At 62.8% G+C, this 13153-nt stretch carries 9 protein-coding genes and 3 pseudogenes; 5 read left to right on the top strand and 7 right to left on the bottom strand.

What is annotated here, in order from left to right; translation table 11 throughout:
* Positions 1-567 precede the first annotated feature (567 nt).
* The 3 genes and pseudogenes from AT701_RS35525 to AT701_RS00405 form a co-directional block, all read right to left on the bottom strand.
* Positions 568-1506, bottom strand: a complete 939-nt coding sequence (locus tag AT701_RS35525; RefSeq protein ID WP_494400767.1) for an ESX-1 system-associated protein — start codon at positions 1504-1506, stop codon at positions 568-570.
* Positions 1507-1774: 268 nt separating this feature from the next.
* Positions 1775-2578 carry a PE domain-containing protein gene (locus AT701_RS34525; protein WP_157892486.1) on the bottom strand — a complete coding sequence of 268 codons (804 nt, stop codon included), beginning with the start codon at positions 2576-2578 and terminating at the stop codon, positions 1775-1777.
* 258 nt (positions 2579-2836) lie between these two features.
* Positions 2837-3201 (bottom strand): annotated as a pseudogene (locus AT701_RS00405) (integrase core domain-containing protein); the annotation flags it as partial.
* A 133-nt stretch (positions 3202-3334) separates the two neighbouring features.
* Here AT701_RS00405 and AT701_RS00400 point away from each other — a divergent pair.
* Positions 3335-4654 (top strand): IS256 family transposase, encoded by a 1320-nt coding sequence (locus AT701_RS00400; RefSeq protein ID WP_011727856.1) that lies wholly within the window; start codon positions 3335-3337, stop codon positions 4652-4654.
* 32 nt (positions 4655-4686) lie between these two features.
* Here the strand turns inward: AT701_RS00400 and AT701_RS35520 are convergent.
* Positions 4687-5759, bottom strand: a pseudogene (locus AT701_RS35520) (DDE-type integrase/transposase/recombinase); the annotation flags it as partial.
* Positions 5760-5946: 187 nt separating this feature from the next.
* On the opposite strand from AT701_RS35520, the gene AT701_RS00385 reads away from it, so the two are divergent.
* The 3 genes from AT701_RS00385 to AT701_RS00380 all read left to right on the top strand — a co-directional run bounded on the left by AT701_RS00385 (position 5947) and on the right by AT701_RS00380 (position 10017).
* Complete coding sequence (locus AT701_RS00385; RefSeq protein WP_058124898.1) at positions 5947-7350, top strand: IS1380 family transposase; 1404 nt, start codon at positions 5947-5949, stop codon at positions 7348-7350.
* A gap of 351 nt (positions 7351-7701) precedes the next feature.
* Positions 7702-8637 carry an ESX-1 system-associated protein gene (locus AT701_RS36165; RefSeq protein ID WP_488609632.1) on the top strand — a complete coding sequence of 312 codons (936 nt, stop codon included), beginning with the start codon at positions 7702-7704 and terminating at the stop codon, positions 8635-8637.
* 57 nt (positions 8638-8694) lie between these two features.
* Positions 8695-10017 (top strand): ISL3-like element IS1096 family transposase, encoded by a 1323-nt coding sequence (locus tag AT701_RS00380; protein ID WP_011726739.1) that lies wholly within the window; start codon positions 8695-8697, stop codon positions 10015-10017.
* Between the two features lie 7 nt (positions 10018-10024).
* Here the strand turns inward: AT701_RS00380 and AT701_RS00375 are convergent, their stop codons facing one another.
* Positions 10025-10726 carry a plasmid pRiA4b ORF-3 family protein gene (locus AT701_RS00375; RefSeq protein WP_011726740.1) on the bottom strand — a complete coding sequence of 234 codons (702 nt, stop codon included), beginning with the start codon at positions 10724-10726 and terminating at the stop codon, positions 10025-10027.
* Between the two features lie 77 nt (positions 10727-10803).
* Here AT701_RS00375 and AT701_RS35340 point away from each other — a divergent pair.
* Positions 10804-10953: pseudogene (locus tag AT701_RS35340) on the top strand (type VII secretion target); the annotation flags it as partial.
* 40 nt (positions 10954-10993) lie between these two features.
* Here the strand turns inward: AT701_RS35340 and AT701_RS00370 are convergent.
* Both AT701_RS00370 and espB read right to left on the bottom strand, forming a co-directional pair.
* Entirely contained in the window at positions 10994-11287 is a 294-nt protein-coding gene (locus tag AT701_RS00370) for a hypothetical protein (RefSeq protein WP_058124897.1), read from the bottom strand.
* Positions 11288-11406: 119 nt separating this feature from the next.
* Positions 11407-12969, bottom strand: coding sequence for a type VII secretion system ESX-1 target EspB (gene espB, locus AT701_RS00365; protein WP_058124896.1), 1563 nt, complete (start codon positions 12967-12969; stop codon positions 11407-11409).
* Positions 12970-13153 lie beyond the last annotated feature (184 nt).

Here is a 13153-nt window from a genome sequence, read left to right as displayed (position 1 = left end):
TGGCACATGCAGATGCTGCGCTAGAGAAATTGCGGCATCGGAAACGTGGCCGATGTTTTCCTCTAGCCCTTTCAGTATCTCGTCGTCAATTCTCTCTGAGCGAGTGTCCCTGAATGGGATAGAAGGGAATCCCTCGTTCTGAATGTCTTCGCAGATCTTCTGAACACGACGGGCGGTGGAATTTACCAAGTCTTTTGTATCTGCGATTTTTTTCTCGATGAGCTTTAATCGAGCCTTCACCCGCTCGGCGGCGGCCTGGCTAAGCTCATGATAATCGATTATTTTCGAAGCTTCTTCTAATGCCGCTTCAGCGCCGTTGCCTTCCCAGAAGTCGGACAGTCTCATTCGCTGGCGACCAGCAGATGGAATGACGTTGTCCCGCAGATTGATAGCGAGGTCTCCGAAGGAATCTGCTGCGATACCGATTAGCTCTTCATCGATGTGTGGCCACGCTGCTCCAGTAACGGTCTGGCCACCGTACTCACTATCATCAGGCTGCTTTGACCCCATCCGTGCCTGTCACCTCGTAAACCAGAGTTTCAACCCAGAACGCGATCCTGAAATCGGTCAAGCTCCCGCTGCCGAGCATGCCGCGCTTAACGCTCCTGCCAGGCGCAGCGACACGGTGGCAAGGTACCGATCCGCTGGCACATAACTTGGCAGAGCCGAGACGTAAGCTTTCCGATACTGCGCTGAAAGATACGCGAAATCACGAAAAACTGCGTTGTCACTTTGTCTGCCAACCGATTGCAGTTGAGTTGCGAACCGCCGCATCACAGGGGCTACCTGCTCATTCCGTTCCCTTTGTTCTGGTGACCAGTCGCTCGCGGGAATCCCTGGATCGGTTTCCAGCCACGCCGACGTATCAGCCTGGAAGCTGGCCAGCGCAGAATCCAAGGTGGAACAGGCTGGATTAGTTTCCAGCAGAAATCGGCTGGGGTTCTCGATGTCTATATCCGACTGGATGAAGGACTGGCTTGGGATCTTCTCGACTAGAGGACCGCGGGCCCCCGCGGAACCATTTTGGATCGCGGCACATATAAAGGTTATGGCGTCGCCTGTCGCGTTAGCAACGATGGCCATGTTATCGTCAATAGGGTCGTAATTCGGTACAGCCGAAGCATAGGCACGCGCATAAGCGATGAATTGTTCGTATAGTTCCCGCATCACCCGGTGCGGCGTTAGTTTAGCGATTGGCACTAACTGGTCGGCGGCGTTTTTCATCGCCTGCGCAGCTTCTTCATACTGCGTACGCACCTCGGGCGTCCAGCTAGCGCGAGGAATATTGGGATCCCTGTCCTGCCAACCATTTTGGGATGCTCTCGCGTACGTATCGAGAATGGGCTGCTGCGCTGCACACGACGGATCGTCGGTGATTACAGAGACGGGTCCGGTGTCGTCGGCGCTGGCGACTTCTGCGCTAGCTGTCTCATTAACCGAAGGCGATGGCGCGCTTGAACTCGACCCATTGTTCCCAGGGCCCCTGTTAGCGATCGACAACGTCACAGCTGCCGTCACTCCGATCACGACGACCAGTGCTACTCCGCCCAAGATCCACTTCCATCCGTTGCCCCGCTTCGGAGACCTCGGAGGTTGTTGCCAAGCATCAGCAGGGTATCCATGTCCACTCAGCCCGCCTTGCGGCGGCTGGAAGCCGTTCGGAGGCGGCACGGAACCGGGAGGAGGAGGAGGAGGAGGAGGAGGAGGAGAAAAGCTCACCGATGAACCTCCGTACCAATACCTTTATGGCGCAACCCAATACCTCCACCGTTACTCACAATGCGACCTCCGGCGCGGCTTCCGCGATCCTTTGATGTCGTTGCTTCTGTTCAACATGTTGCGAATCCAGCGGAGCATCAACCGGCGCCGGCGTCCCTTCACCAACATCTGCCCCAGCGGCATCCTCGGACAGGTCGTTTTCCTCATCAAGCCTCGTGCCACCGTCGGCAGCCGCATTTTCCTCGTGATTGCCGCCCTCAGGCTTCAACTCAGGAGCCACTGCGCCTACCCCACTATCAAAGCTTCCTCCCGTGCCCTCGCCCTGACCGCCTTGGCGTGAGCCCTCCGATGCCTGCGCGGCCTGTTGAACGATGCTTTGGACACCTTGTATCAGGGGCTGAGACATCTGTCCGATCGTGCCCGCCGCGCCCATGGGCATCTGCGCCGCCTGCTGCCCCACCTGCATCGCCATACCCATCAACTGGGTGAGCTGGCTGAAACCACCCTCACCCGATGACAGAGCGTTTGCACTTTCCACCGGAGCGCCGGCACCAAAGGCATCGGCCGGGTCAATCTGGTCTGCCGCCGCATTGATTTGATCCTGACCAGCGCTGTCCGCCCCGTGATATGCAGTACGAGCAGAACTCAGGTTCGAGGCGAAACTTTCCTCTCGCGCCCGAGCTTCGGCAACCTTCTTATTAACGTCGTTGGCGAGGTTCGGCATCACCGCGCCCACTAGAGCGCTCAACGGATCACCACCCGGCGCAGCGACTGCCTTGTCAGGCAAGGGGGGAACCGTCACTTCGGCCGGATCCCATCCGATCGCCTCCTCTATGACCCGGAACTCGGGATATCCCACTAGCCCTTCCCCTCACACGAACCCGTGGCGCACCCGCGATGTAGTCCGACCCACCTGCGCAACGTTAGCCACACTCAGCTTAACGGTCGGTATGGCAGTACGGACACGCCAAATTCCGCAACGTCATCGGCGTTGGATACAGCAGCGCCCGGACCCACCCCATGCGAGGGTCATGCCTCTACGACTATCCCTGGCACACCTTCAGCCTGATAAAGACGGCCCCTCGGAATTTGTCAAGGTGTTTGAGTCCAGTGGGTGTTAAGCGGCTTCCGTTTCGGTCTCCTGTTCGGCCGGTTTGGGTGGGTTGATCGCCGCGGATTCAGGTAGGTCGATGACCTTGGGTGCGGTGTCGCGGCCGAATCGGCGTGGGTGGCGCGCCCTGGCGTCGGCGAGCACGGCTCGGCGCTGGGTGTCTTTCCCGCCGGCGAGGCCGTAGAACACATCGGCGGGTGTGTGCAGCCCGATGCCGCTGTGGCGGTGTTCATGGTTGTACCACTGCACGAATCGGTCCATGACCTCGCGTGATGGATGGATTCGAAGCGTTCCGGGAACGCCGGCGCATACTTCAAGGTCTTGAACCAGGACTCGCTGTAGGGGTTGTCGTTGGATACCTTGGGCCGCGAGCAATGATCAATACCTGTGGATGAGCCTCGGTGTGGGGGCGTGAAGATGGGCGCACCTTCCCGGGGATGATCTTCACGGAATCAGGTATTCGATCAAGACCGGCGTTGGCGCGCTGGTTGGGAAGGTACGCCCATGCTCACCGTAGTTCACGACACCGAGGACGCCAACGACAAGGCCAGCGGTGCTGGTCGGTCGTTGTTGGATGAGATCGTCCGCGACGGGGCCCGGCAGATGCTGGCCGCGGCGTTGCAGGCCGAGGTCGCCGCCTACGTGGCGCAGTTCGCCGATCAACTCGACGAGAACGGTCACCGGTTGGTGGTGCGAAACGGCTATCACCAGCCCCGGGAGGTGCTGACCGCCGCCGGCGCGGTGCAGGTGAAAGCGCCGCGGGTCAACGACCGCCGTGTCGACCCCGACACCGGTGAACGCAAGCGGTTCTCCTCGGCGATCCTGCCGGCCTGGGCGCGCAAGTCGCCGCAGATGAGCGAGGTACTGCCGCTGCTGTACCTGCACGGCCTGTCGAGCAACGATTTCACCCCTGCCCTCGAGCAGTTCCTCGGCTCCGGCGCTGGGCTGTCGGCCAGCACGATCACCCGGCTCACGGCGCAGTGGCAAGACGAGGCCCGCGCGTTTGGGGCCCGCGACCTCTCGGCCACTGATTACGTGTATCTGTGGGTCGACGGCATTCACCTCAAGGTGCGGCTGGACCAGGAAAAGCTCTGTCTGCTGGTGATGCTGGGCGTGCGTGCTGATGGCCGCAAGGAGCTCGTGGCGATCACCGACGGCTACCGCGAGTCGGCCGAGTCGTGGGCCGATCTGTTGCGCGACTGCAAGCGCCGCGGCATGACCGCCCCCGTACTCGCGATCGGCGATGGCGCGCTCGGGTTCTGGAAAGCAGTCCGCGAGGTTTTCCCGGCCACCAAAGAGCAGCGGTGCTGGTTTCATAAGCAGGCCAATGTTCTTGCTGCACTGCCGAAATCAGCGCACCCGTCGGCGCTGGCGGCGATCAAGGAGATCTACAACGCCGAGGATATCGACAAGGCCCAGATCGCGGTCAAGGCCTTCGAGGCCGACTTCGGCGCGAAGTATCCCAAGGCGGTCGCTAAGATCACCGACGACCTCGATGTGCTGCTGGAATTCTACAAGTATCCGGCCGAACATTGGATTCATCTGCGAACGACGAATCCGATCGAATCCACCTTTGCCACAGTGCGTTTGAGGACCAAGGTCACCAAGGGGCCCGGATCACGAGCGGCCGGACTAGCGATGGCCTACAAGCTCATCGACGCCGCCGCGGCCCGCTGGCGTGCCGTCAACGCCCCACACCTGGTCGCCCTGGTCCGCGCCGGCGCGGTCTTCCATAAAGGCAGACTGCTCGAACGACCCACCGACATCACCCCGCCAACATCGCCCTCAGACGGCGGTCAGCACGCCGGAACGGAGGTCGCCTGAAACACCCCGATCCACAGGTATTGACAATTCCTCTTGGGCCGCGAATGCGAGCGGATGACGCCCAGATCCGAGAGCAGTCCGGCGACGGTGTTGCTGGTCATCGAGGTGCCCCGATCAGCGTGCACGACGTGTGGGATGCCGTAGGTGCCGAAGATCTGTTCCATCATCTCCTTGGCCAGCTGGCCGCATTCGCGGGCGTGCACATGGACCCCGACGATGTAACGCGAGTAAATGTCGATCATCACGTAGGCGTCGTAGTAGACCCCTTTGACCGGGCCGGCCAGTTTGGTGATGTCCCACGAATACACCTGCCGCGGCGCGGTGGCCACCAGTTCCGGGCAGACCGCTTTGCGGTGCCGGGCCAGCCGACGGCGCTCCTTGACCAGCTTGTTGGCATTGAGGACGCGGTACATCGTCGACACCGAACACAGGTAGCTGCCTTCATCGAGCAACGTGGCCCACACCTGCATCGGCGCGGCATCGACGAACCGGGCACTGTTGAGCACCTCAACCACCCGGGCGCATTCGGACTCGGTGAGCTTGTTGACCGGGACCGGTCGTGGTGCCCGATCGGCAGGCGCCGGCGCGGGTTTGGCGCGTCGAGTGGCCGTCGAGCGGTGCATGCCGGTCACCTCCGCGGCCTTGCGGGTCGGAATCTGGATATCCCGCAGATCGTTGTAGGCATCCATCAGCGCTTGGTCGGCGGCGTGTCGGTGTCCGCGCTCTCGGAGAGAGACTCCAAGAGCGCGTGTGCTTTTCCCATGATCCCCAGGGCAGCCTCGGTGGTCGCCAGCCGATTATTGGCCTGGGCGAGTTCCTTTTTCAGGCGGGCGATCTCGGCCTGCTCGCGGGTGAGTTTACCGACCTTCTCCCCAGGTGCCTTGCCTTCCAACACCCCAGCATCGCGTTGTTTGCGCCACTCGGCGATCTGCGAGGAATACAACCCCTCACCGCGCAGGTACGCCCCACCATCGTTGGTCGTACAGGCCTGCTCATAGGCATCCAGGTGGGCCAGCTTCTGCGCCGGAGAAATCGAGCGCCGCCGGCGCGGGCCATCAGATCGCGGTGAAGGTGCCACCGCTCCAGTCTCGCGCACAGCAGCCATCGTCGTCGTCATGGTTCAGGTGATTCCGTTCTCGCCCCGAGATCAAGCCAAGTTGCCAAGTTGCTAAGCCTCGATCCACCGATGAATTGGCTGGTCGCAGGGTGTCGTGACGAGGAAAGTGCCTTCTGAGCTGTGATGATGAGTGTTCTCTAGGCACTTATCGGCACAACTTCGAAAGGCACTTCCGGTGAAAGTGTCCCATAGGTTCGCTGCGTCGTCGGCGGTCTTCGATGATGCCCATCTCGTGTCGTGCGCCGGTCTGGTGCCGGTAATGACGCTGGCCACCCAGACCGGGCTGTCACAGTTGCTGGCCGACAAGGTTCGTATCAGCGAACCACGGATCAAGTCCGGGTCGGCCAACCCGTCGCCGAAGCTGCTCACCGTGGTCGCCGGAATGTGCGCCGGCGCCGACAGCATTGATGACCTCGACCTCGTGCGTGGCGGCGGGATGAAGACGCTCTTCGATGGGGTCTATGCACCATCGACGATCGGAACACTGTTGCGGGAGTTCACCTTCGGACACGCCCGGCAGTTGGAGTCGGTCCTGCGTCATCATCTGGCCGCACTCTGTGCGCGGGTGGACCTGCTGCCCGGATCCGACACGGGGGCGTTCATCGACATCGACTCACTGCTGCGCCCGGTCTATGGCCACGCCAAACAGGGTGCCTCCTACGGGCATACCAAGATCGCTGGTAAGCAGGTTCTGCGTAAAGGGCTCTCCCCGTTGGCGACGACGATCAGCACCCCCGGAGCGGCGCCGGTGATCGCCGGGATGCGGCTGCGCGCCGGTAAGACCAGTTCCGGGAAGGGTGCGGGCCGCATGGTCGCCCAAGCCATCGCCACCGCCCGCGCCGCCGGCGTGCGCGGGCAACTGCTGGTGCGTGGCGATTCGTCCTACGGCACCCGGTCGGTGGTGGGCGCCTGCCGAGCCCACAATGCGCACTTCTCGGTGGTGATGACCCGCAATACCGCGGTTGATCGGGCCATCAGTTCGATCGACGAGCAGGCCTGGGAGCCGGTCAACTATCCCGGTGCAGTGCGTGATCCCGACACCGGTGACTGGATTTCTGATGCCGAGGTCGCCGAGGTCAGCTACACCGCCTTCGCCTCTACCAAAGATCGGTTCACCGCGCGGTTGGTGGTGCGGCGAGTCAAAGACGCGAGATTTCGGGACGCGCTGTTCCCGGTGTGGCGGTATCACCCGTTCTTCACCAACACAGACTTGCCGACCGCCGAGGCTGACATCACCCACCGCCAGCACGCGATCATCGAAACCGTCTTCGCCGATCTGATCGACGGACCCCTGGCCCACATGCCCTCAGGACAGTTCGGTGCCAACAGTGCGTGGGTGTTGTGCGCGGCGATCGCGCACAACCTGCTGCGCGCCGCCGGCGTGCTCGCAGGAGGTGCCCACGTGGTTGCCCGCGGCGCGACGCTGCGCCGCAAGATCGTCAACATTCCCGCCCGTCTGGCCCGACCCCAGCGTCGACCGATCCTGCACCTCCCCGAGCACTGGCCCTGGACAGAGCACTGGCTCACGTTGTGGCGCAACACCATCGGATACAGCCCACCGCTACCGGCAACGACCTGACCAACGCGCCGAACAGGCCCAACCGGAGCACACAGGAAAAGCTGGGCAGACCAGCAACTACCGCATGCCCGCAACACCGAACGCAGCAGAAACCACACACGGACACCTCAAGGAGGGCCGCTCCACGGATTCAGGCTAAGTACCAGTGGACTCAACTCACCCTGACACCCAGGGCTGGGGCAGATGTCGGTGAAGGGGCGCAGGCGCCGGTTGATGCTTCGCTGGATTCGCAACATGTTAAACAGAAGCAACGACATCAAAGGATCGCGGAAGCCGCGCCGGAGGTCGCATTGTGAGTAACGGTGGAGGTATTGGGTTGCGCCATAGCGGTATTGGTACGGAGGTTCATCGGTGAGCTTTCCTCCTCCTCCTGGTTCTGTGCCGCCTCCGAATGGCTTCCAGCCGCCGCAAGGCGGGCTGAGTGGACCTGGACACCCTGTTGATGCTTGGCATCAACCTCCGAAATCTCCGAAGCGGGGCAACGGATGGAAGTGGATCTTGGGCGGAGTAGTACTGGTCGTCGTGATCGGGGTGACGGCAGCTGTGACGTTGTCGGTCGCTAGCAAGGACCCTGGGAATAGTGGGTCGAATACAAGCGCGCCACCGCCGTCGGTTAATGGGACAGCTAGCGCAGAAGTCGCCAGCGCCGACGATACCGGTCCCGTCTCTGTAATCACCGACGATCCGTCGTGCGCAGCGCAGTACCCGATTATGACTACCTGGATACGCACATCTAAGAATGGATGGGGGCAACGGGATCCATCAATTCCGGCGAGTTCATGGAGTCCGGAAATTCGGTCTCAGTACGACGAGGTGGCAGACGCTCTGCGAAACGCTGCTGACCAGATCGTACCTGTGGCCAGAATGGCACAACATAGAGTTATGCGAGAACTTTATGAGCAGTTCATCGCATACTCCCGTACGTATGCAGCGAGCATTCCTGACTACGCGCCACCGGCCGATCAATTCGCACGTGTCACAATCGCAATCACTGAAACAATCGGAAATATTTGTTCAGCGATTGAGTTCGGATCCGCGGCTGCTCGGGGTCCACTTGTCACACCGCTCGCACCACCGACTCAGGTTTCGCCGATCGGGAACACGAACGACCCACAACGTTTCCTGCTAACTCGGGATCCTGTTTGTGATGAGTGGGCGCACGTAATGGACCAATTCAAGTCTGACACCACCGCGTGGGTGCAGACTGATCCGAATATTCCGGCAACAGATTGGTGGCTCTTCGCAGTTGAGGGTGTAGAGGTCGTCGGCGCGTCGGTGCCGGGATAGGGGTCGAGGTCTTCCGATGATGGAGGTTCCTACGCCATCCATCTGAAAGACCTCGACGTGCCTGACGCTACCGGTCGGGCGGGCTTCGCCTGCGCTGACCTGACGACTTTCTGCCGCCTCGACGAGCTCGGGTTGGAGGTGACCGGCCAACGCCTCGACCCTGATCGGGCCGTGCTGGCGTGCCGGGTCGCCGATGAGGATCGGTGGTGCCGCCGCTGCGGCGAAGAAGGCGTTGTACGTGACAGCGTGACTCGCACGTTGGCTCATGAACCGTTCGGGTGGCGACCCACGGCTTTGCTGGTCACGATCCGCCGTTACCGTTGCGCCGGCTGCGCTCATGTGTGGCGCCAGGATGCCAGCGCCGCAGCCGAACCGCGGGCCAGGCTGTCCCGGCGTGCTCTGCGGTGGGCGCTGGAAGCCCTTGTCTGCCAACACCTGTCGGTGGCCCGGGTCGCCGAGGCGCTTGCGGTGTCGTGGAACACTGCCAACAACGCCGTGCTCGCCGAAGGTCAGCGGGTGCTCATCGCCGATCCGGCCCGGTTCGATGGCGTCGCGGTGATCGGCGTCGATGAGCACGTGTGGCGGCACACTCGCCGCGGCGACAAGTACGTCACCGTCATCATCGATCTCACGCCCGTGCGTGACGGGACCGGCCCCGCACGGCTGCTCGACATGGTGGAGGGCCGCTCCAAGAAGGCGTTCGCCGACTGGCTGGCACAGCGGCCACAGGAGTGGCGTGATCGTGTGGACGTTGTTGCCATGGACGGGTTCTCCGGGTTCAAGACCGCCGCCACCGAAGAACTGCCTGACGCGGCCACGGTGATGGACCCCTTCCACGTGGTCCGCCTGGCCGGCAACGCCCTCGACGAGTGCCGACGCCGCGTGCAGCTGGCCACCTGCGGGCACCGCGGCCGCAGCACCGACCCGCTCTACCGATCGCGACGCACCCTGCACACCGGGGCCGACCTGCTCACCGACCGCCAGAAAGCCCGACTGGCCGCACTGTTCGCCGCCAACGCGCACGCCGAGATCGAGGCCACCTGGGCGATGTATCAACGCACCGTGGCCGCCTACCGCGAACCAGACCGCACCAAGGGCCGCACCATGATGGCTGCACTGATCACCACGCTGAGCACAGGCGTCCCCACGTCGCTGACCGAGCTGATCACCCTCGGGCGGACACTGAAGAAGCGTGCCGCCGACGTCCTGGCCTACTTCGACCGCCCCGGCACCTCCAACGGGCCGACCGAAGCGATCAACGGCCGCCTCGAACACCTGCGCGGATCCGCCCTGGGCTTCCGCAACCTCACCAACTACATCGCCCGGTCCCTGCTCGAGACCGGAGGCTTCCGAACCCAGCTCCGTCAACCTCGGCGGTGAAGAATCCTCAACGCGTGTTCAACGCGGCCAGAGCGTCATTGGTCTCGGCCACCGAGAAACGGTCGGGGTGCCAGCCCCGGGGCAGCCAGTCCCTCATCTCCTGCGCACCGAGTCCCATCGGCGTTTCCCGCGGGTCGTACCCGCCGCGAACCCACGCAGCCAACTCCTCATAGCCGCCCAGGCCACCACAGTCCTCCGGCGGACAGGCCATCTTTCCCGTCAGACACACCGCAGCCGGGGGCGGATCATCGAAAACGTCTTCGACCACGAGCACGTGGTCCCATCCGTCGCCGAAGTCGTAATCGTAGAACAACCGCTCGCCCTTATCGGACACCACCTGATCGAGGCGCACGCTGTCCTCGACGACACCGTCGTCGCCTTCGCTGAGATCAAACCCGGTGACGAAGTAGGCACGGGTCCGCCGGTCCGCCCCGACACCGAACTTATGCAGATGACTGTCCTGCCAGCCCATAACGACCTGCAGCACAACATGGAGCTCATCGAGCATGAGGTCGCCCGGCAGGTCCAGCCGACGCCAGATCGGCGGCTTGGCGTACATCAGGTCGACGCGCACCCGGAAGCCCCGCGCACGATCCGGCACCGCCCGCACCTCGGGCGTCGGCTCATCGAACATTCCCGCGAACACGTTCCGACCAGCGTCGGCCATTAGCTTCTGCAGCAACGCCAGGTCCACACTGCCCCCGGACACTCCGCTCTTCCTCTTGCTCTTCCGCTTCTTCTCCGGCACACCCCAAGCCAACCAGACCCCTCGATCACAGCGCGAAAGCAGCTGATCGTCTCTACACCGTCAAGTGCGAAGAGCCGCAAAACGTTTCTACGTCACTTGCCGAGAAGTTGGACGAAGCGGCCACCAAGTACGAGCGCACGGATGCGGCCAAGGCGGGTGACCTCGACGGCGAGATGCACGGTCGCTGATCGATCGCCCAGCCCTCAATAGGCCAGGCGCTCAGGACGTTCATTTCAGCAGGTATTCCCAGATAAGGAAGACTGCGAAGGCCCCCAGATTGATCGCGATGACGATAAAGCCGAAAACGGCGACCGGTGCGCCGACCTTCCTCTGCCGTTCAGGTTCCGGCCAAGGAAGCTGCCGGTAGTAGTAGCAACCGACCGCTATCAGCCCGATTCCGATCACATACAGCGCGACGATTGCGATGGTGACGAGAACGCCGTGCGATGTCGCCTGCAGAATCCATGCTCCACACAGAACGAAGAATCCCAGCAGGAGATAAGTACGTGTGGCGGCAAGCACGTCGAACCTTAACACTCACCGCACACACGTTTACGTCGCCGGCGTCGGGAATGTCCCAAAGCCTTGACCTCAGAACATGGTTGGCAGCATGTTGCGCGGGACATGGTTTCCTGACGACGTTACTGCTGCTTGCCGCTGTCCTTCTCCCTGCGCGGACGATGGCCGACGACCCCTTCGGTGTAAGCACGGTCTTCCGTGTAAAGGTCCTCGTCTGGAGACAGTTTCGGATCGCGGCGCTTCTCCTTGCCCTGGCCGCCCTGGCCGTGGCCCGCGCCCATTCCACCCATGCCGCCGCCCATCATGCCGCCCATACCGCCGCCGGCCGGGCCACCCGGGACGCCCACGGCGCCGCCACGCGCGCTGGACGGCGAAGGGGCCACGGAGTCCGCGCCGACAGGGGGGCCCAGCGGTGCGGCAGGCATCCCGCCGCCACCACCGCCAACTCCCCCTCCGCCGCCACCACCGGCGCTGGCCGGGTTCAGGCTGGGATCGTCGAGACCCGGAATCTCTGGGCCGCCAGGCATATCCGTGGGAAGGCCGCCTTCCGGCATGCCACCCCCGGAGGGCGCGCCACCACCAGAGGGCGAACCACCAGATGGTGAACCGCCAGACGGCGAGCCACCACCGGAAGGCGAACCTGAAGGTTGTTCTCCCCCTGGGGAATTCCCGACAGGCGATACAGCCGGTTCCATCGACGGCATCTCCGGCATCTCAGGCGCGCCGCCTCCACCACCGCCCCCGCCGCCCGAGCCACTGCCCGGTCCGCCTGGTCCTCCCGGGCTTGAAGTCGGCGTGGCTTGGACGTCGCCGTCATTCACCGCGGGAAGGCCACCGATCGACGGCGGTTTCCCTGGACGGATTTCTTGGATTTGGCTGCCGTTTGCGTAAGCCTCGAGCGCGTCCTCCGACTGCTCCTGCAGCATCGCCCAGGCGTTTTGCCGATCCCACTCAGACGCCCACTCTGTTTCCTCGAATTCTCTGACGTTTTCCAAGGTGGGGTGGTTCGCGACCAACTTGTCGTGCGCATCGACAAATGTCGTGGCCTCTTGGGCCAGACGGCCACACTCCGCACCCATATCAGCCCACCACGTCGACAGTCTCCGCTGAGCCTCAGCACAGGTTTCTGCGGCTGCGCCCGACCAACCTTCCGCCGGGTTCGCAAAATGCCGCCCGTGGCCCTCCAGCGTGGACTGATAGTCCCGCCACTGATCTCGGAAGTACTTCATCGACAGGGCCTGCGTATCGCCGCTATGTATGATCCTCGCGGCTGCCTCCCAATCCATTTCGTCCGCGGCAGCCGCAGCAGATGGGTATTCCATGGACGGGATGGTCAACGGGCCAGGGATACCGGACATGTCAGGGACCACCGCCTCGGCCGCAGGCTGCGGGGCGTCGCTGCCATTCATCTGACGGTTCAGTTCGGCAGCCTTCTGCTCTTCGATCTTCTGGTAGGCGCCCGCCGCGGCGCGGATGGCGGCCGCAATACGCTCGCCCTCGCGGTCTCCCGCTGCAAACGTCGCTTTCAGTTTGGCGGCAGACACCATGAGCTTGCTATAGACACTCGCGGTGGTGGCGAGTTCGTCTGGCTTCGTCGCGTCGCCGGGGCCCTCGGGACGAGTCGACTCGCATTCATGGGCTTTTCGTTCCAGCCCTGGGAGCTCATACTGCAACTCCTCGCTCATAGCCGATCACCCTCCCTGCGTCCGCTACACCGGATGCGGCAGAAGATTCGCGAAACTGGCGAATCCAAAGCCACCCCCGCAAACAGCTGCCGTCAACACCAACTCGCCCGGTTGTGTTCCGTAGGCAATCATAAGGTCGACTCGGCCGAGCGTTTTGCGTCAATTTCCCGACCGGCGCGCAACA

This window comes from Mycolicibacterium smegmatis (genome assembly GCF_001457595.1).
Classification (GTDB): domain Bacteria; phylum Actinomycetota; class Actinomycetes; order Mycobacteriales; family Mycobacteriaceae; genus Mycobacterium; species Mycobacterium smegmatis.
The sequence above is the reverse complement of the archived record's forward strand: the minus strand, read 5'-3'. Positions and strand labels throughout refer to the sequence as shown.

Bases quoted from the DNA above. Each gene is read 5' to 3' on its own strand.
- AT701_RS00400 (WP_011727856.1), top strand. From the start codon at position 3,335: ATGCTCACCGTAGTTCACGACACCGAGGACGCCAACGACAAGGCCAGC.
- espB (WP_058124896.1), bottom strand. From the start codon at position 12,969: ATGAGCGAGGAGTTGCAGTATGAGCTCCCAGGGCTGGAACGAAAAGCC.